The sequence below is a fragment of the Natroniella sp. ANB-PHB2 genome (genome assembly GCF_046097105.1).
Taxonomy (GTDB): Bacteria; Bacillota; Halanaerobiia; order Halobacteroidales; family Halobacteroidaceae; genus Natroniella.
Window position 1 is genome coordinate 963923 of record NZ_CP175562.1, and the last position, 25319, is coordinate 989241.

A 25319-nucleotide genomic window follows, 5' to 3' on the forward strand; every position below is an offset into this window, starting at 1 on the left:
AACAGCTATCTATCAAAACTTACCAAGAATAATCTGATTCCTATTTTTCGATACTAAATTTAAAGAGTAGAGCTAGGAGGAGATTAAAATTACAGAAAAATCACAAATTGAAGAAAATATTTCTAATCTAATCGATAGAGCTAAAAAAGCAGAAGCTCAATTAGCAACGATGAATCAAGGTGAGATTGATAAGATAGTACGTCATATGGCTCTAGCAGGTCTTGAAGATCATATGAGATTAGCTAAATTATCTGTTGAAGATACTGGTATGGGACTTTATGAAGATAAAATAGTTAAAAATATATATTCAGTTGAAAATATTTATAATAATCTCAAAGATAAAAAGACGATAGGAGTAATCAAGAAAAATCGAGAAGAAAAGTTAATTGAAATAGCTGAACCGGTGGGGATTATTACCGCCTTAGTTCCAATGACAAATCCTACTTCAACAACCATCTATAAAATATTAATTGCTCTTAAAGCAGGTAATCCAATTATCTTCAGTTTTCATCCTAAAGCTCAACTCTGTTGTGTAGAAGCTGCAAAGACTTTATTACAAGCAGCAATAAATGCTGGGGCTCCAAGGGGTTGTATTCAATGGATTGATCCTCCTTCTATTGAAGTAGCTAACAAGTTAATGAGTCATAGTGATGTAAGTTTGGTTTTAGCAACCGGTGGAACTAAGATGGTTAAAGCAGCTTATAGTTCGGGCACTCCTGCTATTGGTGTTGGCCCAGGCAATGTTCCTGCTTATCTGGAACAAAGTTGTGATTTAAAGCAAGCAGTTAATGATATTGTAATGAGTAAAACCTTCGATTATGGAACTGTCTGTGCTTCTGAACAGACTTTAATAGTAGATCAAAAAATATTGGCTGAAACTAAAGAGAGATTAGAAGAGCATCATGCTTATATCATGACCCTAAAAGAAAGTAAGAAATTAGAACAGATAGCTATTGATCCTAAAACTCATGCTATGAATCCAGATATAGTAGGAAAGAGTGCTACTGATATTGCTCAAATGGCTGATATTGAAGTTCCCTCTAATACTACTCTATTAGTAGCTCCATTGGAAGGAGTTGGCCCTGATTACCCTCTTTCTCGAGAAAAGTTAAGTCCCATTCTTGGTTTGATGGGAGTAGAAGATTATAAAGAAGGTATCAAGCAAGCAGTTGCTGTCACTGAATTTGAAGGTTTAGGTCATACGGCAGCTATTCATTCTAAAGATCAACAAATAATCGATCAATTTAGTGATAAGTTACAAGCAGGTAGGTTATTGATCAATACCCCTACTACCTTTGGGGCAATTGGAGATCTTTATAATCACCTAACTCCTTCATTAACATTAGGTTGTGGAACTTATGGGGGTAACTCAACTACAGATAATGTCAGTGTGGAACATCTATATAATATCAAGCGTATTACAGCTCGAAAAAGAGAAAGAAAATGGCTTAAGATACCACCAGAGATCTATTTTGAACCAAACTCCTTACTCCATTTACGTAAATTAGAAGGAGATAAAGCTGTGATTATTACTGATCAAGTAATGAAGGATTTAGGTTATGTTGAAAAGGTTGTTGAACATTTAAAGAAAGCTGAAATAGATTGTAAAGTTTTCAGTGCTGTGGAACCTGACCCTTCGGTAGAAACAGTTTTAACAGGAACAGAATTTGTTAAAGATTTCGCAGCTGATTTAATTATTGCTCTTGGTGGCGGATCTCCTATGGATGCAGCTAAAGGAATTTGGCTTTTTTATGAAAATCCTGAACTTCGTTTTGAAAACTTAAGGTTACGTTTTACTGATATTAAAAAACGTACTTATCAATTTCCTAAGTCAGGACAAAAAGCTAAGTTAATTGCAATTCCAACTACAAGTGGTTCAGGCTCTGAGGTGACCTCCTTTACTGTAATTACTGACAAAGAAAATAATATCAAGTATCCTTTAGTTTCTTATGAATTGACTCCTAATATAGCAATTATTGATTCCGAGCTAACTATGACTTTACCTCCTCAAGTAACTGCTCATACTGGATTAGATGTCTTAACTCATGCAATTGAAGGATATGTCTCTATTCTAGCTTCTGATTATACAGATCCATTAGCACTAAAAGCAATTAAGTTGGTCTTTGATTATCTACCTCAAGCTTATCAGAAGGGCCAACATAATCAGCTAGCTAGAGAAAAGATGCATAATGCATCTTGTATTGCAGGAATAGTTTTTACTAATTCATTTTTGGGTATCAATCATAGTTTGGCTCATATTTTAGGAGGGAAATTTAGGATTCCTCATGGTTTAGCAAATGCTATTTTATTACCTCATGTTATTAAATATAATTCACAAATGCCAACTAAAATAGCTCATTATCCTAATTATTCTTATCCGCAAGCTACTAAAAAATATAAAAAAATTGCTAAGTGGGTAGGGTTAGATTTTACTGAAGAAAATGAAATTAAAAGTTTAATTAATGCTATCAAGGATCTAATGAAAAACTTAAATGTACCTTTAAGCTTAGCAGAAGCAGGCATTGAAGAAGAAGAGTTTCAAGATGAATTAGAAGAAATGGCAACCATTGCTTATAGCGATCAATCGACAGGTGCTAATCCAAGGCGGCCTTTAATCTCAGAACTAATAGAGATCTATAAACAGGCCTATCAAGGGTTAAACTAATTTATACAAGGAGTGAGATCAATGAGAAAAATTCAATTTTGTGAGAATAACTTTTCAACTGGTAGTGGTCAAATAGCGGAAAAGATTCAACGTGAAATAGATGATCTTCAATTAGAAGTAAAAGCTTGCTTAGGTCTATGTGCTGATTGTGCAGTTGGCCCTTTTGCTTTGCTTGATGGTGATTTAATTCAAGCTGCAAGTTCTGATGAACTTCATAAAAAGCTTCTTAAAGAATTAGAGCCTACTACTGTCAAATAATAGCCATCAACAAGGAATAGGAGGAATTAAGATTATGAAAGCAATAACCTTGTTAATTGAAGAGCATAATAATATTAAGCGTGTTTTAAAAATCATCAGAAAACTATGCCTCAAAATATTAAATCAAGATTTAATAGATTATGAAAGCTTTTATGATGCTATCAAGTTTGTTCGAAATTATGCTGATCAGCATCACCATAATAAAGAAGAAGAAATTCTATTTGAAAGGATGAAACAAGAATTAGATCAAGATCTGATTACTGATCCTATTATGGGAATGTTTTCTGAACATGATTTAGGTAGACTTTTTATCAGCAATTTAGAAAAAGCTTTAATTGATGTAAAAGACGGCAATGATGATGCTAAAGTTGATATTATTGCTAATGCGATTTCTTATACAGATTTACTCTATCGTCATATAGATAAAGAAGATAATGCTATTTATACTTTCGCAGAAAAAAACCTCCCCCAAGAGATTCTTGCAGAAGTTGAAAAAGAATGCGAAAAAGTTGAAAAGAAAGCTTACAAAAAAGATTTACAACAAAACTATATTGAGTTAATTGATAAATTAGAAAAAAGACTTGAAAGTTAGTTTAAACTTTCAAGTCTTTTTTCTAATTGTTTTAAATAAATTCTTTTAACCCTTTTAAATTTGTAATAATAATCTTTTGTCTTGAAGTAAAAATTAATTTTTCAGCTTTAAATTTATTGAGTACTCTAGATACTGTCTCACGTGAGGTTCCGATCATATTAGCCAATTCTTGCTGTGTTAATGACAAATTTATTTTTACTTGTTCTTGGTTGGTAATCCCATGCTCTTTTGCTAAATAAACTAAAATACTAGCTGTTCGACTGGTGGTATCTCTTAATCCTAAGTTTTGAACCATGTTTTGAGCTCTTCTTAATCTTTTACTCATGACTTTAAGTATCTTTAAAGCGATATCTGGGACTTTATCTATTAATTGTATCATATCTTTTCTATTAATGATTCCAATTGTTGACTCTTCTAAGACTATTGCTGTAGCAGGATATCTTCCACCATCAAATAAAACGACTTCAGCAAACATACTTCCCTGTTTTAAAATATTAAGTATTTGCTCCTCTCCACTTTCTATCATCTTAATCAATTTTACTTTTCCTTCTTGAACTAAAAATAAAGCTTCTCCTGGCTCATCTTCAAAAAAAATTATTTCTCCCTCTTTATATTCTTTAGTATGGATAATTTTTTTGATCTCTTTTGCTTCTTCAGATGTTAACTCAGAGAAATAGTTATATTCTTGTAATGAAACTTCAGTCATTTAATTCCCTCCTTTTTTTATTATTATATCATAAAAAACCCCTTTTTCAGGGGTTTAAGTCAATAATTATTGGTTATTTGGTTACTTTTTCATTTAAAGCTGATATTAACTCTTCTAAATCAATTCCGTGAACTTGAGCAGCTTGTTCAATTGATTCTCCTGTGGCAGTTGGACAGCCTAAACAATGCATTCCAAAGCTTTGGAAAACATCACTTGTTTCTGGATGTTTTTGTAGCACTTTGGAGATGATTTCATCTTTTTTGATCTTCATATTTAATAGCCTCCTTTTGCAGTTTAAATACTATATATTAATTATAATATCTCTCATTTAGTAAAATCATATTATAATTATAAACTGGTAATATTTTTTAAGTTTTTATTAATACCTATCTAATTTTCTTAAAACCTTTTAAAGGGTTCAATTTCTTTTCTAGATAGTAAAATCCCTAACTTGGTATACTCTTCTAGTTGGTTTAAATACCATTTTAAGCTATCTTCTATCAATAAGATTAAATCTTTTTTCGTTATAATATCTGAGTGTATCTTTTGAGCAAATCTAGGATGTCGACCTAGTTTCCCTCCAAGTAATAATTGATAGCCTTGTTTTTTTTCTTTTAAAGCCTCTACTGGACAGACTGATTCGCATTGTCCACACTGAAGACATTTCTCTAAAATAATTTGTTGGTTAATCAGATTAATAGCCTCTTCTTTACACGTCTCTATACATCTTTTACAATAGATACATTTATTTGTTATAAATTCAATCTTTTTATTAGCTATAATTCCAATATCTTTAATTTGAGGTTTAGTGCAACCATTTGGACAAGCTGCAATGTTAATTTTAAATAGATGATGATGCCTTTGCGGGCCAACAATTGTAGCTGCTAATTCATTTGTAAAGTTAAGTTTATGTAGTATTTTTATAATTTTTTCTTTTAAATTTTTAAGGTTAGCTAATGCATTAGAGCAATTGCCTTCCAAACCGCGACAACAATTAATTTGATAGAGTTCTTCCATTTTATCCCCCCTTTTTAATGGTCAGTTATTATACTACTACTTTTTCTCTTTTGATTATAACGAATAATAAACTTCTTTTATATGATTAAAATCACATTTTTACTTTTTTATTTCAAAATTTAAATTTAAAATAATTAAAGAGAAGGAGTTAGTTGATCAACTCCTTCCCCTTAATTATTATTAAATACCCAGTAATAATAAAATCAAGATTAAAAAGACCATGTATATTTCATAATGGTGAGGCATCTTTTGTCTTCCTTTCTTTTAATCTGCTTAACCATAGGAGCTATGTGAGTATATTGATATTTGTTGCTTAATTTAATACATGCCTATTACTAACAAGATCAAGATTAAAAAGAGTACAAATGCAAATTCATCACCAATAATAGGTCTTCTTCTTCTTTGAGTTTCAGACACGTTCTTTCCCTCCTTTTTTTATAAATTCATTATAATATATGTAATAATTCTTAATAGTGTTAGTAAAAATTTTATTTGTCTATTAAATCGCCAACACCTACAAATTCTATTCCTCTTTCATCTAATTTAGGTAATAATTTTTTTAATATATCTAAAGTTTTTATTCCACCCTGCGGGCCAACGTGTCCAATTCCTATTGCTTCTCCTTCTTTAATTGCCATACCTACTAAAGTTAACATTGCTTTTTCTATATGTTCATTGTCTGATTGTAAGTCTAAAAAGAGATCCCTTTTTATCACTGGAATATCTAATTTATCTCCTATCTCTCCAATTACTGACTTGGGACTGGTTCGACTATCTATTGCTATCAAGCCATTGGCTTTAGCAACTTCTAATACTGCCTTGATAACCCTTTTATCAGCAGTAGCTTTAGAACCAGTATGATTGTTAAAACCAATTGCTTGAGGAATATCTATAATTGCTTCTTCCATTCTTTTCTTTATTTCTTTAGTTGATAAGGTTGTCATAATTGGCTTTGGTCCTAACCAACTTCGTTTGCCGTTGTTTGGTTCCATCGGTAGATGAATAATTACATCAAATCCAGCTTCTTTTGCTTCTTTTGCTTCTTGTTGTGATCTTTTCTCAAAAGGCATAATAGCAACTGTTATTTTTTGTTCTAAATTAAGCATCCCTTCTGTTCCTTCCGCTCTATTTCCAAAATCATCAATGATAATTGCTATTCGAGCTGCTTGATGGCGTAGTTTAATTGGTTTTTTTAAATTTAAATAAGGAGATAGTTTTTTTCTTTCTCCTTCAATTAAAAATTGAGCATATTCTAGCTTTGGTAAATCTGCTAGTGTAGTCAGTAAAGACTCAATCAGAAAAAATTGTTCCATTATATCAAAACTTTCAACTTTAGTTACTAAATCAAGATAAAGTACTCCTTTTTGATAACCTATATTTTTTATTAGTTTATCTTCCTTAATATTATCTTTTATTGTTTCAACTAATAATTTATCTACCTCTTTATCAGGTATAGTTATATGGTTTAAAAAAATTAGGACTAAACAAAAAGATAAAAATATAAACAAATATTTAAAATACTTTCTTTTAATGATCAAAATCATTTTAGCTTAACACTCCAAACTTTATTTAATTTAAAATTAAAAATTACCTGTCAGAAAACTAAAACTAGAAAAATACTCTTCAATACCTTTGTAAATCGCCTTAACCAGTGCTTGTTGATAAGTATCTTGTTGTAGTAATTTTCTATTTAAATAATTAGTGATAAATCCTAATTCAATAATTACTCCTGGTGTCTTTTTAGCTTTTAAGATATAAAAATCTCTTTGATGTATATGGTGGGTAGGGGGATTAAAGTTGGGGTAATTAATTTGATTGAGATGTTTCTGTAATATTTCTGCTATTTTTTGGTTTTCTCTATGGCGAGGGTAATATAAAACAGTTGGCCCTTGCATTTCAGGTTGACCAGTTCGAGCATCAATATGTAAACTGATAAATAGATCTACCTCTTTTTGGTTAACTATATCTATTCTAGCCATTAGATCACGCTGATGTCTACTTTTTGAATATTGATTAAGATGATCCAAAGCAGTATCTTTATCTCTAGTCATAATTACAGTTAGATTATTTTTTGCTTCTAATAAATCTCTTAATTTTAAACCAATCTTTAAGTTAAGATCTTTTTCTAATAAGTTATTATAACTGGTTCCTCCGTCTACCCCCCCATGCCCTGGATCAATTGCAATTGTTCTATCAGCAAGTGGATCAGTTTCAATAATTTTTTTTGTTAATTTAAGATTTTGTAGTGAAAAAAGTAAGATAGAAAAGAGAATTATGGTTAAGTATAATTTTCTTTTTTTAAATATTATAATCATAATTACACTTCCTTAATTATTTTTTGGGTACTATTTAATTTTAGAGTATTCAAGGAAGTTTTATATTATAATTGTATAATGTAATTTTATTTGTGATTTTTGTTCATAAGTGACCATATAACAACTGGATATAATTCCAAATAGAATAGTTCAAACTATTCTATTCAACACCTCGATAAAAATGACCTTTAGTATATCCTTCTTTTTTAAACTTATAATTAAGTAGATCCATCTCTTTATTATTTGTTTTAGGATTATTAATCTTTTGATAATAATTTTTAATTATCTTGATCATTTCTTCTTTCTCTTCCCAATTAATCCCCAAACGATAAAAATCACTTCTTGTCTTAATAATTTCTGGCAAATAATTTAATAGATATAATGGATAACAATTATAAATTATTGTTCGACAATAAGTACAATTGGTGATGACTGGGAAAAGATACTCCTTACGATCCTTTAGACCATATTTTTTATCTCTTAAACAGTCTTGCTTACAGTTCCGTTTAGAATCAAACTCTTTGTTAACAGCTCCAATTGGACAGTATTCACTGATCATAACAGGTAAATAACCATATACAACTAACTCAGTTTCAATTTGATTGTTACGCGTTATTTCTTTTATTTCATCTAAATTAAGTTCAGGTGATAGAGTTACTCCTTGGTAACCTTCTTGTTGCCAATGATTAACTGCATAACTATTAAAACTATTGAGTGGATAATCAGCTACTAATATTTTTTTAGTTTCTAATAATAACTCTGCTACCCCTAGTTGAGAAACTAGATAACCATCTATTTTTGTTTTCTCTAATAACTCAATTTTTTCTTTAATATCTATCATTTCTTGTTGTCGAGCAACGCGTGGAAATTTAATAAATAATTCTTTTGTTTTAGCTTTAACTTGATCAATTAATGTTAAAATTTCCTGATCAGTTAAATTATTAATTTCATAATAAATTCTATCTACTTCAGATAAACTAGCTAGTTCAATTAGATAATCTCGTTTATTGCAGCAAACACTTAGCTTTGGTTTATTATTAATTGCTGGTTTACTTTTTAATTCTGGAATTTCAACTTCAAAATCATTCTGCTTATAAGTAGGTAGAAACTCTTTTTTTCTCTGTTGATTTAAATCTTTGACTGCTAATTGCCGCAATTGATTTAATTTAGATAATGGGATAAAAAGATTTGGGCCAAGTTCAATACCTAAGTCAAGTAATTGATAAGGGGTTGGCCCTAGTCTAGTCAACTGTTCTTTAATATCTTTTTCCGTAATTGGTTCTTTTTTAGCTATTTTTGGACAGAAATCACTTTTGATAGTAGTATGATGACCAGTTTGATCCCATAGATTAAGTTGGAGTGGTTGGTCTAAATGAGCTGATAAATGACCAAAAATAGCTATCCTTTTTTGTTGATTTATATCTTGATAACTTTTTTGTAACCTATCCAATAATTTCTTTTGCGAAGTTCGATAGACTAAATCGCCTGGTTTTATCTTCCCTTTGATCTTCACAACTAAGAATTCAGCAGTTAATTTTTCGGGTTTCGATAAAGTTAAACCCGGATTTTTACCTTCTTCAGTCCAAACTTCTATTCCATCCCCTTCATTAACTAGTTCTTCTAATTTAATTTTACATTCTTTATTTTGTTGGTTATAATCAACTACTTTTCCAACTTTGATCCCCCAATTTTTTGGTCGTTGATAACTGATTAAATCTAAGTTATCTTTTCCTAAGTAATAACCAGGAATAAATCCATCACGATTAAAGAGTTGTTTAATCTCTTCTTGATCTTGATCATTTACTTCAAACCTTCCCTGTTGATTGAAATATTGATCTATGTAATTACGATATTTTTCTGTTACTACCGCTACATACTCTGGGCGTTTCATTCTTCCTTCTATCTTAAAAGATGAGATGCCAGCTTCAATCAAATCAGGTACTAACTCTAAAGTATTAATATCCTTAGGGCTAAGCAAATGTTGTTTAGAAAACTTATTATTAAGAATTTCTTCAGTTTCTAAATCAACTACTGTATAAGGTAAACGACATGGTTGAGCACACAGTCCACGATTACCACTTCGTCCACCAATTATGCTACTTAATAAGCATTGGCCCGAATAAGAAATGCATAATGCTCCATGAATAAATGTTTCAACTTCTAACTTAGTATTTTGAATAATCTCTTCAATTTCTGTTAAAGTCAATTCTCTAGCCAATACAACTCGAGAAAATCCTAAACTTTCTAAATACTTTACTCCTTTTAAGTTATGAACTGTCAATTGAGTACTAGCATGTAACTCTAGTTTAGGGAGAGTTTGACTAACTAGTCGAGCCAATCCCAAATCTTGAACTATGATTGCATCTATCCCAAATTTATAAATTTGTTCAATAAATTTAATTACATTTTTTAATTCATCATCCTTATACAATGTATTAACAGTTAGATAGACTTTAACTGTTCTTAAATGAGCATATTCAATTGCTTCTTTAAGTTCTTTTAAATCAAAGTTATCAGCTCTCTGTCGAGCATTAAAAGCTTTCCCTCCCAAATATATTGCATCGCAACCATTATTAATAGCAGCTAGTAAACTTTCTTGATTTCCTACTGGAGATAATAATTCTGGTTTATTTTCTATATAATTGTACATTTCAATTTAAACCCCTTTCTTATTCTCTATTGTTAGCAATTAAAGTTGAAATTATATTATAAAATAGATTTAGTCTTAAACTTAAAATATTGTATTATGTTAATAATAACTTACTTTCAATTAAAATTAAAGAATTAATTTTAATTGAATTATTTTAAATTTGAATTTGTTCATAAGTGACTATATAACAACTGAACATATAGCTAAAAAATAGATCTTGGTTAAAATTACTATAAACACTTTTAGAAAAGATTGAGTATAATAAACTAATAATTAACTACGGGGTGATTATTTTGCTTAAATTGGTTTTGCTTTTTACAGTTATTCCATTACTTGAGTTAACCCTTTTAATCAAATTAAGTCAATTTTGGGGAGCAGTACCTACTGTTTTATTAGTTGCAATTACAGGAATTATTGGGGCCAAATTAACTAGACTTGAAGGAATATCAACAGTCAGTAAGATAAATGTTTCTTTAGAACAAGGAAAGATGCCAACTGATAACTTAGTCGATGGTTTATTAATCTTAATCGGAGGAGCAATGTTAATTACGCCAGGGTTGTTGAGTGATTTAGCTGGATTTGCTTGTATTATTCCAATAACTAGAAGTAAAATAAAGTTATTAACTAAAGATAGATTAAGAAGATTAATTACTACTGGTAGTTTCCATTTCTCTTCTGGTAACAATAAAGAAGAAATAAATTTTACAATAGAAGATGATTAGATTATAAGTAATCTAAAATTCCCCGATAAATTTGTTGGGTTAATAATTTTTGAAATTGCTGACGAGTTAATAACCAGCGATCAATCTCTTTATTGATAAATCCCATTTCAACTAAAACACCGGGATATTTAGTATTATTTAAAATATAATAATCCCCTTTACATATCGAATTGTTAAGCATCTCAACCCCTTCATATTCAATCGAATTCAATCTTGTCTGTAGCTTATCTGCTAAGACTTTATTTTTAGTTTTATGGTCTTGATAAAAAACAATTGGCCCTCTGATTCTAAATTTTCTCCCAAAATAGTTAACATGTAAACTAATGAATAGGTCAGGTTGATTTTGATTGATAATATCAACTCTTGCCTGTAAATCACGTTTATGTCTATTACTATAAGTTTTATTTTGGTGATCTAAAGCTGTATCAGATTGTCTAGTCATAATCACTCTTGCCCCTTGTTTAGTTAACAATGTTTTTAATTCTAAACCAATTTTAAGATTTATATCCTTTTCTAATATATCTTCATAATTAGACCCTTTATCTATCCCACCATGACCTGGATCAACAACAATTGTTATCCCTTCTAGCGTTTTATTAGAACTAGTTGTTGGTATTGTAGTAACTATTCTTTCTTTTGTGAAGAATGTAATTCCACCTAAAATAAAACAACAACATAAAATAAATAATTTTTCTTTTTTAATTAAGAATATCATTTTTCTCCTTTCTTCTTTTAAGTTTTATTGGTAATAGATATGTTATTATTTTATTTTTTATTAATGATAGTCATAAGTGACTATGAAATAATTGAACATTAGTTCAATTATTTCATAAATTGATTTTAATAATTAATTTATGTCTTACTTTTCGACGATAATAACTTCTGTTTCAGGAATAAACTCATATCTTTTATCAATTAACTCAGTAACTAAATTGATTAAATATAAGACATCAGATGCTTGAGCTTGATTATGATTAATTATAAAATTACCATGATATGGTGCAATCATTGCTCCACCATATTTTTTTCCCTTTAAACCTAATTCGTCAACCAAGGCTCCAGTAGAAATGCCATATGACTGATTATTCTTAAAAACTGAGCCACAACAAGGATATTTGAAGTGATTTCTATTTTGTCTAAATTGGTTAATATCTTGAAGATAGTCACAATCAATACCTAACTCGGCCTCTAAATTTTTTAGTTCAGTTCTAAAAAGAGATTTAAATTCTGTTAATGATGATAAATTTAAATTTCTATCTTGTACTTTTGATAATAATCTGTTTATCATTTTAATTTCTTGTTGACTGCAATCGACTAGATTAAAATCAGCACCTACAATTAACCATGATTTATTTTGAAAAATAGATTTTTTATAGTCAAATTCGCACTGTTCAACCGTTATATTTTCTAAAGATAATCTCTCTTTAGTTAAATCTAAATAGTAAATAGTATTTAGTAGATCACAAATTTGTTCTTCATAATACTTGGCATTAATATAGATCCCAGCTCCTACCGAACCAGGTAATAAATAAGTGAATTGAAAATCAGTCTTATTGGTTATGACTCCGATCAATGAAATTAATGATAAAGGAACCCCAGCAGAAAGAAACAATCTTCCATTGTTGAACTTACTTTCAATATATCTTTTTAATGAAATAAAGATTCGATTATCCCTAGGTTGATCGGGAAATAGAATATTAGTGCCATATCCAAAGATATAATAATCTAACCCAACTTTTTTGCAGTTATTAAGTAAATTAAGTAGTTCTTCTGTAGTTTCTGGTTCAGCAAAATAAGCTGCTTTTCCTCCTATTTGATAAGAGGAATGTAGTGCTAACGGGACATTTTTTTGGCACAACTTTTCAATTTCAACAGAGTTATTCATCTTTTACCTCCCTAATTATTAGTTGCTAATCTTATTATATTTAAATTATTGAGATTATAATAGTTTTTCACTCAATTATTAATACTTAAATCCATCAATAATATAAGGATAATTAAAAATCAAAATAAAGATAGCAAAATTTCGCCACCTTTATTTTAACAATTTATTTAATAATTTAAATATCTAAGTTTCCACTTTTAGATGCTTGAATATAATCAGTACAGTACTGATCATTTCCTAATAAAGTATTAGCAGCAGTTAATAATGCCATAATTTTTGGATCTAAAGGATCTATAATTGCACTATCTAATCCTTTACTCATTGCTAATATTAAAAATGTTCTATTTAATAAATGTCTTTGTGGTAATCCATGAGATATATTACTTAAACCACCAGTAATATGAATATCTTGATACTCTCTTGAAAGTTCTTCAATTGCATGTAATATATATTGCCCCACTTGTTGATCTGTGCCTATTGGATTAATGATTGGATCAATAAAGATATCATCTTCAGCAATTTCTGCAGCCGTTAAATCTTCAATTAATTTCTTTCCTACCCTAATTCTATCCTCTGCACTCTTTGGCATTCCCTCATCATCCATTGTTAAAGCAATTACTCTTGCATCATACTCCTTAATAATTTTTAAAGTTTCCTTAAACCTCTTCTTTTCAGCAGAAATAGAGTTAACTAGTGCTTTTCCCTTATGGACTTCTAAGCCTCCCTTAAGTGCTTTAAGATTGGGACTATCAATACAAAGCGGAACATCAACTACTTCTTGTACTATATTTACTAGCCACTTCATAGCTTCAACTTCCTCTTTAAATAAAGTACCACAATTAACATCAATATAGTCTACTCCTGCTTCTTCTTGTTTTTTAGCTAGATTTTGGATAAATTCTACATCTCTATTCTTTACTGCTTCTTCTAACCCTTCTCTACTTGTATTAATTAATTCTCCGATAACAATCATTTGATTGCCTCCTTTTTATTTTTCATATTTTAAGTCAATTAGATTCAAATCGAAATCTAATTACAATATAGGCTAAAGCAAATGTTAAAAACTTAAAGGTTGAGATTTTCCTTAAACTTAGATTTTATATCTGTTTAGCTTACAAATTCCCTAGCTATATCAGTGGCAGTACTGCCATCAGCAGCATAACCATCAGCACCAATTTCATTTGCAAAATCTTCGCTGACTGGTGCTCCACCAACCATAACCTTAACTTGATTTCTAATTCCTGCTTCTTCCAAAGATTTGATAGTCTCTTCCATAACTGGCATGGTTGTAGTTAATAATGCCGATAAGCCAATAATATCAGGTTGATACTCTTTAACTGCTTCTACAAATTCATCTGCTGATATATCTACTCCTAAATCAATTACTTCAAATCCAGCTCCTTCTAGCATCATTGCTACCAAATTTTTGCCAATATCATGTAAGTCACCTTCTACTGTAGCCATAATTATTCTTCCAATAGAACTGTCTTCTCCTTCAGTTAGTAGCGGTTTAACTATAGCCATTCCTGCATCCATTGCTCTAGCAGCAATTAAAACTTCCGGTACGAACATTTCATTCTTTTTAAATCGCCCCCCTACAACATCCATCCCTGCAACTAATCCATTTTTAATAATTTCACTTGGCTTTTCTCCCTCATCTATTAACCCCTTTGTTAACTCAGTTACTCCATCAACATTTCCTGCAATTACTTCTTCAGTAATTTTTTTAATTTTACCCATTATTTATAATCCTCCTTAATAATAAATTATTTAAGTAAATTTGTTAGTTGTATCTTATTATAATTAAAGCTTATATAAATTTCAACATAATTATTAATTTTTGGTTTTTAATTAATTGTTCAAAGACTTAGGATCTTTTACCTTCAAGATTAAAAAGATTGCTCCTAAGCTAATCATTACAAATGTAATTCCAAACACAATTCGATAGTTATATAAATCTACTAAAAATCCTCCTAATAAAGAAATAAAAGTTACAGTTAATCCAACAATTGTACTGGTTAATCCCACATAAATAGGCCGTTCTTGAATCTTAGAACAAAAGTCAGGGATTATTGTCATAAAAGATACACTATTTCCACCCAATGCTATTCCTGTCAAAACAAATACTAAATAAAATGCAAATCGTTGTTGAGCAAAGAAAGCAACTAATACCCCGGCGGCATTAAAGAGAGCTGCTAGTATAATAACTAGCTTATGTCCATAATTATCTCCTACATAACCCCATAAAACATTGGTTAAACTCTTACTTGCAATTGAAATAATTGTAAAAGTACCTACCAAATCATTAGCTTCCTTTATCGATAAACCCAACCTTTCTATTCCTGCAACTGTAAATAATCCATTAGACATACCAATAAATTGGACTAAAATAGCAGCTAATATATAGTTGCGATAATTATTTTGTGTTTGCAAAATATCTTTCAAATGTTGCACATATTCTCTAACACTTTCCTTTTTCTGCTCAACACTATAAGCAGGTTCTTTAATAAATATTAGAAATAAGTAAGAAAGCATCTTACTTATAAACGCTAATGAAAATAATAAAATAAACCCTATTCTAAATTCAAAGAATTTAATTATATAGCCAGCTCCAAACGCTCCTAAAACCTCTAAAATGCTACTTATAAATGTTCGATAACCAAAAAACCTACCTCTTCTTTCTTGCGGAATAACTTTAAAGGTCATATCAAACCATGGCGGGCCAACTAAACCAGAGGAAAGATTATGAAATGCCCATAATATAAAAAATAAAATTAACAACAAGCTTTGATTATCAGGAAATAATAAGTAAGTTAGTAATGATAAAAATAACCAAGGTAACCTTTGAAAAATTCCTATTCCTAAGACGTACTTCTTCTTAATTTCCACACCTTCTATCCATTTAGCAGACAGAAGTTGTGGAGAATGAAGTCCAAATATATAAATCCCTGTAATTAAGCTTACTAAAAATTTAGATTCAGTCAGCTGTCTAACGAATAAGGGTAGAATTGTATTGACTGCTACAATTCCTATACCTAATGTATAAAATGCTCCTTCTCCGATACTGATCCAGAAATTAAATTTATAATCTCTTTCAATCTTTTTTCTTATTTTTTCTTTTTCTTCTTGTTCCATTATATCTCCTACTTTCTAAAAAATATAAAACCATTATTTATAGTTAAACAATCTTTGCTTGTTTATACTTGATTTTAGATTTTATTGCTATTGGGTGCCCTTAAATCTTTAGCTAATTAATCAACAAATGACAATCCATAATTAACTATTATTAAAAAAATAATTTTTTTCTTTGACATTCCCCAAGGATGCTGTTATAATTATTTACAATAACTGAATAAAGATTCATCTCTTATCCGGAGTGGTGGAGGGACTGGCCCTATGAAACCCAGCAACCAGTAGCGAAATGCTACAGTGGTGCTAATTCCTACAGAAGTCAAACTTCTGGAAGATGAGAGAAGGGACTATAATTAATTCACTATCTCTTCTCTTAAGGAAGAGATTTTTTTATTACATACCATATTAAAATTTTGTTTTTTTTTGTAATATTATTATAAAGTTTAATCTTGAAAGGAGTAGATAAATAATGAGTCAATTATTAAGTAGGTTGCAAGAAGAGATATTACTTTTAGATGGAGCAATGGGGACAGAATTACAAAATAAAGGTTTAGAGGTCGGAAACTGTCCTGAAAAATTGAATTTGACACATCCTAAGATATTAAAGGAGATCCATAATAGTTATGTAAAAGCAGGTAGTGACATTATTCAGACCAATACTTTCGGGGCCAACAGCATTAAATTAGATAAATATGGATTAAGTGAAGAAATTGAAAAGATTAATACTACTGCTGTCAAGTTAGCTCAAGAAGCTGCTAATCAGAACACACTCATTTCAGCTTCAATTGGCCCTACTGGTAAGTTATTAGAGCCAATGGGTATTCTATCTTTTCAAGAAGCTTATGAAGTATTTGCCCAACAGGCTGAAATTTTAGCAGCAGCGGGAGCAGATTTGATCAATATCGAAACGATGATCGATTTACAAGAAGCTAAAGCTGCTCTAATTGCGGTTAAAGAAAATACATCATTACCTGTCATCTGTAACTTGACCTATGAAACGGGCCAAAGAACTGTGACCGGTACTGACCCTATGACTGCTATCACCGTCTTAAAAGCAGCAGGAGCAGATATAATTGGGGCTAACTGTGGTCTTGGCCCAGCAGAGTTAACTAAGATCATCAACACGATGGGCCAACAAAAATCTAGCTATTTAGCAGTCCAACCAAATGCTGGTTTACCTGTCTTAGATGAACACAACCAAACTATTTTTCCTATGGAAGCTGAAGAGATGGCCAGTTATGGAGCAGATTTTGTTGCAGCAGGAGCAAATATCATTGGTGGATGTTGTGGCTCAAGTCCAGATTATATCCGTTTATTAAGAGCAGAAATTAAAGATCTCAAACCTAAATCAGAAGCTGAACAAATAAAAGTAAGAGTAGCTAGCCGTACTCAACAATTGAGCCTTAATCAAACAAAACCACTCTTTGTCGGAGATAAAATTGACTCAACTGAGCAAACAGATTTAGCAACAGAGCTAAAAAATAATAAGACTAATCTACTTAGCCAAGTAACTACTAATCAAGATCAAGCAGGAGCAGATATTATCAGTTGCAACCTCTCTGATCTAACTAAACCACAACAAGTTAAAAAAATAGTCAATACTGTTCAAATGAGAACCAGACTACCATTGGCCCTTAAATTAAAGAAACCAGAACTGTTAGAAGTTGCTTTACAATCAATAGTAGGTAAACCTTTAATTCAATTAGTCGATATTAATCAACCAAAAGCAGAAGAAATATTAACCTTAACTAACAAGTATGGAGCAACTATTTTAATTCCAACTTTAATAGATAAGCAGCCTATTACAATAGAAAAAATATTGACTACTGTACAAAATAATTTCGAACGATTAATAGACCTTGGAATTCAAAAAAATAATATTATTATTGAGTTACCTGCAACTGAGATTACTGCTCAACAGAGTTCAGGTCAACAAATTCTAACTGCAATTAAGTCAATTAAAAAAGATTTAAACTTATCAACTGCTTTAAGGAAGAAGGAGCTTGTAACAAATCTACCTCACTCTGAAAAAGTTAAAACTACTTACTTAACGATGGCTATTCAAGCTGGATTAGATATTCTTATTTTAGATCCAACTCAGCAAAGATTAAAAAAACTCTGTTAAAGAGTGTGTAACTCAAAGATAGTTTATGTCTAATAAAGTACTACTAATGTTATAAATAAAAGTTAAGAGATAGAAAGGAGAAAAAAGATGTTATTAAAAAATAAGTTACTAAAGAAAGAATTTATTATTACTAGTGAATTAACACCACCTAAAGGAACAGATTGTAGTCAAATGTATAAGCTAGCTGATAAACTAAAGTCAAAAGTAGATGCAGTTAATATTACTGATTCACCGATGGCTAAAATGAAGATGAGTTCAATAATGGCAGCTCACCTGATCGAAACTAAAACAGGTATCGAAACAATCCCTCATATAAGTTGCCGAGATAAAAATTTAATTGCTCTTCAAGGAGACTTATTAGGAGCAGCTAACTTAGGAATTAAAAATATTTTAGCTGTAACAGGAGATGACCCAACAATAGGAGATCATCCACAAGCAAGTCCAGTCTTTGATACTGATTCTATCGGACTTATTAAAACAATCAAACAATTAAATAATGGAACAGACCATAACAATACTCCTCTAACTGCTAAAACTGAGTTGACAGTTGCTACCGCTGCTAACTTAGGGGCTGATAATTTAGAGCAAGAAATAGAAAAGTTAACTACTAAAATTGAGGCAGGTGCTAATTTCATTCAAACACAACCTGCTTATGATTTGGAAACAATAGAAAAATTTCTAGCTAAAACTGAACATCTTAAGGTTCCAATCTTAATCGGTATTTTACCTTTAACCAGTTATAAAATGGGTAATTACTTAGCTCAGCAAGTCCCTGGAATTAAAATTCCTCCTTCTGTTTTAAGCCAAATGAAAGGTAAAGGCAAAAAAGAAGGAATCAAGATTGCTCACAATCTTTTAGAAAAAGCTTATGATTTAATTGATGGAATTCATCTAATGTCGTCAAGTCAACCAGAAGTTTTATTAAATCTACTCCCATAAATTGCTTAATCTCAAAACAGGTAACCAGTCTCTGGATACCTGTTTAACTTAAGTAATTATCTTCTTTTATCACTTTCTCTAAAATTATCAAGCTTAGCTTCTTCTATATTCTTCAAAAGTCCCAAACAAGTTTTTGAATAATATTTAGACTTTTTTATCTCATAAAAAATCTTGGTAAAATTTAAGAATAATCTCTCTTAATATTCCCAATAATAAGATTAGATTTTGGAAAGGGAGGAACTTAAATGAGAATTCCAGAACATATAGGAATAATTCCTGATGGTAATAGAAGATGGGCTAAAAATAGAGGGTTAAATAAGGAAGAAGGCTATGCTCATGGCCTTAAACCAGGTTTGAAAGTCTTTAAGCTCTGCCAAGAAATTGGGGTTAAAGAGTTGACCTTCTATGGTTTTACAGTAGATAATACAAAAAGACGTACTGTTCAAACTCAAGCCTTTACTAAAGCATGTATTGAGGCTGTTAAAATACTAGCTCAAGAAAAAGCATCAATTTTAGTAGTTGGTAATACAGATTCACCTATGTTTCCTGAGGAGTTATTACCATATACAACACGAACAACTAACCAAGGAGAAAAGATCAAGGTTAATTTCCTTATCAATTATGGTTGGCATTGGGATTTAGGTAATTTAGAGCAGACTGAAAAGAGATCTAAACAAGGAGTAATTGATTCCTTACAATCAAAAGATATTTCTCGAATCGATCTTATTATTCGCTGGGGTAATCGACGAAGGCTTAGTGGCTTTTTGCCAGCTCAATCTGTTTATTCTGATTTTTATGTTGTTGAGGATTATTGGCCCGACTTTAAAGAAGAACACTTCTATCAAGCACTCAATTGGTATGATCAACAAGATATTACTCTTGGAGGATAAACAATTGAAAGGAGTCAAATCTAATGTCGATCTTAAAAAACATCACAGAAAAAGTCGGACAAAAGAAGAATAAGCAAATGAAGGTTCATGTTGGTGAAGCATTCTATTTGTGGGAATTATTAGTTGCCAGATACGATTCTCTAGATAAAACACAGATATATTGTGAATTTATTAATGATAAAGACTTTTTAGCAATCGTTAAACGAGGTATTCAGAAGTTAAAATCTCAGATTGGTAAGTTAGAAAATATTATGAGTGACCTTGGAATTACATTACCAAATAGACCACCAGCAAAAGTAAATATTAATAATAACATTACTATCGTTAAAGATAAAATGATCTTTAGAGATATTCACCGTGGTATCCAGGGTTATATTGATTTACATACTCGAGCTTTTAAATCAGCAACTAATACAAAATTAAGAAGTCTATTTAAAGATTATCTGATTCAAGAATTAGATATGGCTGAAAAATTAGTTGAATACGGCCAATTAAAAGGTTGGTTTCTTATTCCTCCTCCATTTGCAAAATAAACTATCAAATTTTAAAGAGTCTTCTTACTTAAATTTAAGTAAGAAGACTCTTTATCTATCTGAATCAAAATCTTTTCGCTAAAAATAACTCTAATTGCTCACAGTTCAGGAAATACTTAAAATTGGTTACTTGAATTAAAATAACTTTTGACTTTAGCTCCTTTATTAAATCAGTTAATTTCTCAAACCTTTCCTAGATATTATTAATTGCCTGTAACATTTCATCTAATAACTCATCATCCTTCAAGCGAAACTTAAATTCTACCCGGCGTGATTTATCACGATTAACCAAACCATCTGCTTTTTTAATCAAATTACTCTTCGATCTACCATTAGCTGTAATTCTCTCTTTCAACAATTCTTTATAATCATACTCTGGAAACTGATCACTTAAAATATAGCGAACTACACTATAAGCCCTCTGCTGAGACAACTCCAAATTATACATATAACTACCAACATCATCAGTATGCCCTTCAACCACAATCTCTGAAACATGTTCTCGATATTGCGGTGCTAAAATAACATCTATATATTCAGGGATAAACTCTCTTAACTCTTCTTTAAATTGTGGTTGAATATTATCTTTTCCAAACTCAAACAAAACACTACCACTAAATCGAATCGCTCCTGTCCGCTGATCAACTTCAATATCCAGATCAGATTGAGCAAAAGTTTGACTTATATCTCTTACAATTTCTGCCCTAACCCCCATTAATTGTTCGATCTGGCTCTGATAATAATCTAGTTGCTTCTGCTGTTGTTCCAAACGGTACAGTTGAGACTGCCTCATAAATAAAGTAATGATTAAAAATAAAAGAATTACTAAAATGATTGTAGTCAGCAAATCAGTAAAACTGGGCCAAAAACCCTCCTCACCTTCTGTTGAACTCAAAATTCGTCTATTCTTATTTAACATATACTCACCCTTTAATCCTTTTGGCTACCTTTTAAATACTCTTCTAATTCTTGTGAGGTTAATACATTTATATCACCAGTTATTTCTGATTCTGATTCTTCTTCCTTAGTACTTTCTTTTTCTCTTTTTTCTTTTGAAATTGTAAATAGCTCTTTTAATTCTGTATTAAACTGATTATTTTGATTAATACTTTCACCTAGTTCATAAATTGATAAATTTAAATCTTTAATTACTGACTCTAGATCATTAAGATTGAAATCAATATCACTTAAGAAATTACCTAATACAGTATCTATATTTTCAAATTTCTCACCAATTAATTGTTCTGTTATCTCTATATAATTTTTAAATTCTTGTAAGATACTTTTTAATTCTTTACTATGAACTTGATTAAAATTATTCATTATCTTTTCTAACTTATTAATCTTAGTTGACATATTCTGATCTAATGTCTTAGCGAAATTATTTACTTTATAGATTAACTTTCCATTAGTTTGATTAATCTTTTCACAAGCTACTATCAACTTACTCTCTTCAGTCTGCTTTTGTTCTAAGTATTGACTTTGTTTCTTAAATTCTTGACTATATTCTGCTAAATAACTTTTCAGCCTTGTAGTCAATTTAGCCAATAACTTACTCTGTGATTCATTTTCTTCTATAATAGCAGTCTCTAATTCTTTTATAGTTTCACTAAATTGTTCAGTATAAACCCTGAAGCTATCTTCTGTTTTTTCTGTTAAACTCTTCAATAGCTCAAGTTCTTTTTTGAGGGTTTGATTATTTTCATTCTGAATTTTAGTCTGTTCTTTAAATAATTCTAAATAATTATGTTGTTGATTTTGTAAATTATCAAATACTTTAAATAATGAAGCAAAATTATTATTTAAATCATCAAGACCTAGCTTAAATTGCTGATTAAAATCTTTCCCATACTGATAAGTTTCCTTTAATTGCTGCTGAATTATATCAAATTTTTCAATACTTTTATTCAATCGATAATTAAATTGATTCATATGTTCCCTTCCTTGCTCAAACTCAGCAGAAAAATTTTCAAAGCTGTTCATACTTTTGTAAATATCTTCTAGTACTCCTCGCAACTGATTAATTGAATTGGTATATGTAGTAGTTAATGCTTCTTGTAACTGATCGATCGATTCAGTAAATAAATTCCGTTCCACATTAGCAGTATAAACCTTGTTATCTAAATTATTTTCTAGCTTTAACATGATCTTTGTTAATAATTCTTCAGCATTAAAGATTTTAGTTACAAAGTTGACAATCAAAGAGTATAACATTCCAATAATACTGGTATTAAAAGCTATCTGCATTCCTGACATTACAGCTCCAAACTGCTCTAAGTTAATATCCGTTGTAGGTAGTTGACTTAACGAATAATATAAACCAATAAAAGTTCCTAAGACACCAACTAAAATAAAAAAAGAGATAGACTTCTGAACAAAAGCAAGTGAGCTGATAATTGGTAATGCCAAAAGAGAAGTTTCTTTTTCTAAATTAGTTCTTTTTCCCAGCTCTACTCTATAATCAGCAAAATAAGATTCAATAAATGAACGGGTATTTACTTGGGTTAATGAATTCCCTAATATATTCTTATATTCTACTACTAACTTCTTAATTGGCTCTTGAGTCATCCCTCCTCTATCAATCATTTGGTTCAACGAGATTAATTCTTTAAATATCTTGCCATAAAGGCCCAAATCAATAATTAATAATATAGAAAGACTTACAAAAACAATTAGACTGATCAAATTGCTAAAAACTCCTTGCATAAAATATAGCATTATTAACTCCTTTCTGATTAATTAATTACCTTTATCTATTTTATATTCATCTCTTATATTAATTATTTTTGAATTATAATATTTTATTAATTTATTAGTCATAAGTGACTAATAATAAAGTGACCATAAACTGAAAATTTATAATATTTTGATATACGAGTTATAAGTCTAATTTTTACTAGTATAGTTAAATACACAAACACCATTTTATAACCTAAAATAAAAAAACAGAGGAGTACTCCTCTGTTTATAAGTCTAATCCTTCTTCTTTTTTGTAATTACCTTTTTAATTGTCTTCTTATCATCATTCATCTCTTCAATTACTTCCTCTTCTACTTCTAACACATCACCTTGTTGTATTTCATCAGATGAACTTAATGCTAGAACATCTTCTAAATCAGCCCTCAATAACTCTTGTAAGTCTATCCCAGTTTTCATTAATTGAACTACACTTTCCTGAAATTCAATCAATTTTTCAGGGTTAATTTGCTCCATATCTACTATTTTCTTTAATTCTTCAGCCTCAGCATTAACTAACTGAGCAAGTGCTGTTCTAGCTAGAGCAGTAGATTCTAAAACATCGGTGATTGCTTCTTCTCTATTCTTTTTTGTCGGTTCTAACTCTTCGAACATAATATCCAACCCCTTTCCCATGTTAACAAAATACTTATTTTATTTTACATTATATTCTATTAAGGGTTTGGGTTAAATATAACTAAATAAAGTAAAAGTTTAAAATTAACCCACTATATTACTAACTTATATTTGATGGAAATAAAAATATGAATTATTTTTTGTAATTAATTTGTATTTAAGATTATTGCTTTTTTATTCACTTGACTTAATTATTTAATTTTCTAAATTAATAAAATTAGGTTGAGTAACACAACCTGTTGCACTGGCAATTACATCTTTCTTTCCTGCTCTAGTATAAATCCCCTTAAATTCATGGTTATATAAAAATAATCCTAAAATATACTTAAAAGCTTCAAATTTGAGCTCTCCTTCTTTAAAGACTGCTAAATCATGACTGGGTAATGGACAATATTCCTGAACTAAATGAGTTCCAGGCTCAACCCCTTCTAACTTGGTCTTCCATTCTTGGTCAGTTAACTCTTTACCGATTACTACTCCTTGGCCTCCATACAGATCCATTGGTTTTAAGACAAACTGATCTTTATTATTTCTTACTTGATTAACTAGCTTTTTACTTGTTGGTTGATAATTAAATGTCAAGGGAATATGCTGCTTGATAAATTTCTTTTCAGCTTCATCTAAAAAATCATTCTGTTTTTGATTATGTAAAATAGAAAAAATAACCTTGTTATGTATAATTTGCGATCTAATAGGGCCAACCACACAGACATCTTGATTGCGATAGGCAGCCAAAAAGCCATCTATCTCTTGATAGTGCTCCATTAAATCCAAAGTCACTGCCCGTCGATAAATCAAATCCACTCTAAAATCGTCATTATACAAATTATTCCCATTATAAGTTAATTCTCTAGGGTCAATAATTTGAACCGAATAACCCTTCTGACTCAATAATCTTTGAAAATATTTAAATTCACTAACCATTCCGTAGCCTTCAAAATCCATAATGCCAATATTCGGTCGTTCTAGCTGACCTCCAAATTGGCGATAATTACTTAATAAAGTATTCACCCAACTATCTAATAATTCACAATACTCAAATTTGTAATCCTCAGCCAAAGTTTTAACTGCAGCAGTATTCAAAAAGTATTCTTCTAAAATATTGGTCTTAACCATTCCAGAAGAGCCATCTGTATTCAATTCACAAAATTTAAAGTCTTTTGGCCCATAATAAAATATATCAAAACGAGCCATCGGAAAATAAGAATCATAACCAGGATCAACCAATATCAACTCTTCTAACTCCTTGGAAAATCCAAAGTATGATCGAAACTCTTGATCAGTTAAATATCTATCGATAACTTTATTCAAAATTTTAGCCATTTGATCGGTCAATTCTTTAAATTTCTTTCTTTCTAAAGAACTAAAAAAAAAGGGTTGGTATAAAAAAGGAATCACTGCCCCTTGGTAATAGGCAGCTGAATCTTCAAGTTTCCGGGCCAACAATTGGTAATCATTATCATATTTTGCTGCATCTGCTGTCAATATCTTTTGGTACTTTTGAAATAGTTGATCCAT

General features: G+C 30.2%; 23 protein-coding genes and 1 riboswitch. Of the genes, 8 read left to right on the forward strand and 15 right to left on the reverse strand.

All coding sequences use genetic code 11. The features are described 5' to 3' along the window. Positions 1 to 82: 82 nt before the first annotated feature. From adhE to ACKF5P_RS04900, 3 genes are read left to right on the forward strand one after another with little or no spacing between them, the layout of a single operon-like run. The gene (gene adhE, locus ACKF5P_RS04890) at positions 83 to 2665 is read left to right on the forward strand and encodes a bifunctional acetaldehyde-CoA/alcohol dehydrogenase (RefSeq protein ID WP_408956625.1); all 2583 of its coding nucleotides are present in this window, start codon (positions 83 to 85) and stop codon (positions 2663 to 2665) included. Positions 2666 to 2686: 21 nt separating this feature from the next. Then, positions 2687 to 2923, forward strand: coding sequence for a DUF1450 domain-containing protein (locus ACKF5P_RS04895; RefSeq protein ID WP_408956371.1), 237 nt, complete (start codon positions 2687 to 2689; stop codon positions 2921 to 2923). A 34-nt stretch (positions 2924 to 2957) separates the two neighbouring features. Further along, the gene (locus ACKF5P_RS04900) at positions 2958 to 3515 is read left to right on the forward strand and encodes a hemerythrin domain-containing protein (protein ID WP_408956372.1); all 558 of its coding nucleotides are present in this window, start codon (positions 2958 to 2960) and stop codon (positions 3513 to 3515) included. Between the two features lie 31 nt (positions 3516 to 3546). Here ACKF5P_RS04900 and ACKF5P_RS04905 read toward each other — a convergent pair whose 3' ends face one another. From ACKF5P_RS04905 to ACKF5P_RS04930, 6 genes are all read right to left on the reverse strand, one after another. Next, complete coding sequence (locus ACKF5P_RS04905; protein ID WP_408956373.1) at positions 3547 to 4221, reverse strand: Crp/Fnr family transcriptional regulator; 675 nt, start codon at positions 4219 to 4221, stop codon at positions 3547 to 3549. A gap of 73 nt (positions 4222 to 4294) precedes the next feature. Next, positions 4295 to 4492, reverse strand: a complete 198-nt coding sequence (locus ACKF5P_RS04910) for a DUF1858 domain-containing protein (protein ID WP_408956374.1) — start codon at positions 4490 to 4492, stop codon at positions 4295 to 4297. A gap of 128 nt (positions 4493 to 4620) precedes the next feature. Continuing rightward, positions 4621 to 5238: a 4Fe-4S binding protein gene (locus ACKF5P_RS04915; RefSeq protein ID WP_408956375.1), complete on the reverse strand. Its 618-nt coding sequence runs from the start codon at positions 5236 to 5238 to the stop codon at positions 4621 to 4623. A gap of 488 nt (positions 5239 to 5726) precedes the next feature. Beyond that, entirely contained in the window at positions 5727 to 6782 is a 1056-nt protein-coding gene (locus tag ACKF5P_RS04920; RefSeq protein ID WP_408956376.1) for a divergent polysaccharide deacetylase family protein, read from the reverse strand. A 36-nt stretch (positions 6783 to 6818) separates the two neighbouring features. Further along, entirely contained in the window at positions 6819 to 7553 is a 735-nt protein-coding gene (locus ACKF5P_RS04925) for an N-acetylmuramoyl-L-alanine amidase (RefSeq protein WP_408956377.1), read from the reverse strand. Positions 7554 to 7713: 160 nt separating this feature from the next. Then, positions 7714 to 10203: a DUF3656 domain-containing protein gene (locus tag ACKF5P_RS04930; protein WP_408956378.1), complete on the reverse strand. Its 2490-nt coding sequence runs from the start codon at positions 10201 to 10203 to the stop codon at positions 7714 to 7716. A gap of 284 nt (positions 10204 to 10487) precedes the next feature. Between ACKF5P_RS04930 and ACKF5P_RS04935 the strand changes: the two genes are divergently transcribed. After that, positions 10488 to 10925 (forward strand): FxsA family protein, encoded by a 438-nt coding sequence (locus ACKF5P_RS04935; RefSeq protein ID WP_408956379.1) that lies wholly within the window; start codon positions 10488 to 10490, stop codon positions 10923 to 10925. Position 10926: 1 nt separating this feature from the next. On the opposite strand, the gene ACKF5P_RS04940 is transcribed toward ACKF5P_RS04935, so the two are convergent. The 5 genes from ACKF5P_RS04940 to ACKF5P_RS04960 form a co-directional block, all read right to left on the reverse strand. Beyond that, a complete protein-coding gene (locus ACKF5P_RS04940; protein WP_408956380.1) occupies positions 10927 to 11640 on the reverse strand; it encodes an N-acetylmuramoyl-L-alanine amidase in 714 nt (237 codons plus the stop codon). A 144-nt stretch (positions 11641 to 11784) separates the two neighbouring features. After that, positions 11785 to 12810 (reverse strand): UDP-N-acetylmuramate dehydrogenase, encoded by a 1026-nt coding sequence (locus ACKF5P_RS04945; RefSeq protein WP_408956381.1) that lies wholly within the window; start codon positions 12808 to 12810, stop codon positions 11785 to 11787. Positions 12811 to 12985: 175 nt separating this feature from the next. Continuing rightward, complete coding sequence (locus ACKF5P_RS04950; protein ID WP_408956382.1) at positions 12986 to 13783, reverse strand: methyltetrahydrofolate cobalamin methyltransferase; 798 nt, start codon at positions 13781 to 13783, stop codon at positions 12986 to 12988. A gap of 134 nt (positions 13784 to 13917) precedes the next feature. Next, the gene (locus ACKF5P_RS04955; protein ID WP_408956383.1) at positions 13918 to 14550 is read right to left on the reverse strand and encodes a corrinoid protein; all 633 of its coding nucleotides are present in this window, start codon (positions 14548 to 14550) and stop codon (positions 13918 to 13920) included. A 111-nt stretch (positions 14551 to 14661) separates the two neighbouring features. Next, the gene (locus ACKF5P_RS04960) at positions 14662 to 15945 is read right to left on the reverse strand and encodes an MFS transporter (RefSeq protein WP_408956384.1); all 1284 of its coding nucleotides are present in this window, start codon (positions 15943 to 15945) and stop codon (positions 14662 to 14664) included. 229 nt (positions 15946 to 16174) lie between these two features. After that, positions 16175 to 16283, forward strand: a riboswitch (SAM riboswitch). A 128-nt stretch (positions 16284 to 16411) separates the two neighbouring features. Between ACKF5P_RS04960 and ACKF5P_RS04965 the strand changes: the two genes are divergently transcribed. The 4 genes from ACKF5P_RS04965 (at position 16412) to ACKF5P_RS04980 (ending at position 20429) form a co-directional block, all read left to right on the forward strand. After that, positions 16412 to 18067: a homocysteine S-methyltransferase family protein gene (locus ACKF5P_RS04965; RefSeq protein ID WP_408956385.1), complete on the forward strand. Its 1656-nt coding sequence runs from the start codon at positions 16412 to 16414 to the stop codon at positions 18065 to 18067. An 87-nt stretch (positions 18068 to 18154) separates the two neighbouring features. Next, complete coding sequence (locus ACKF5P_RS04970) at positions 18155 to 19006, forward strand: methylenetetrahydrofolate reductase (protein ID WP_408956386.1); 852 nt, start codon at positions 18155 to 18157, stop codon at positions 19004 to 19006. Positions 19007 to 19251: 245 nt separating this feature from the next. Next, positions 19252 to 19896, forward strand: a complete 645-nt coding sequence (gene uppS / locus ACKF5P_RS04975; RefSeq protein WP_408956387.1) for a polyprenyl diphosphate synthase — start codon at positions 19252 to 19254, stop codon at positions 19894 to 19896. A 23-nt stretch (positions 19897 to 19919) separates the two neighbouring features. Further along, positions 19920 to 20429: a spore coat protein gene (locus tag ACKF5P_RS04980; protein ID WP_408956388.1), complete on the forward strand. Its 510-nt coding sequence runs from the start codon at positions 19920 to 19922 to the stop codon at positions 20427 to 20429. A gap of 193 nt (positions 20430 to 20622) precedes the next feature. Here the strand turns inward: ACKF5P_RS04980 and ACKF5P_RS04985 are convergent, their stop codons facing one another. From ACKF5P_RS04985 to ACKF5P_RS05000, 4 genes are all read right to left on the reverse strand, one after another. Continuing rightward, on the reverse strand, positions 20623 to 21348 hold the full coding sequence (locus tag ACKF5P_RS04985; RefSeq protein WP_408956389.1) for an OmpA family protein: 726 nt from the start codon (positions 21346 to 21348) through the stop codon (positions 20623 to 20625). 11 nt (positions 21349 to 21359) lie between these two features. Beyond that, positions 21360 to 22997 (reverse strand): MotA/TolQ/ExbB proton channel family protein, encoded by a 1638-nt coding sequence (locus ACKF5P_RS04990; RefSeq protein WP_408956390.1) that lies wholly within the window; start codon positions 22995 to 22997, stop codon positions 21360 to 21362. 405 nt (positions 22998 to 23402) lie between these two features. Continuing rightward, positions 23403 to 23780 (reverse strand): hypothetical protein, encoded by a 378-nt coding sequence (locus ACKF5P_RS04995; protein WP_408956391.1) that lies wholly within the window; start codon positions 23778 to 23780, stop codon positions 23403 to 23405. A 216-nt stretch (positions 23781 to 23996) separates the two neighbouring features. Then, complete coding sequence (locus tag ACKF5P_RS05000; protein WP_408956392.1) at positions 23997 to 25319, reverse strand: glutathionylspermidine synthase family protein; 1323 nt, start codon at positions 25317 to 25319, stop codon at positions 23997 to 23999.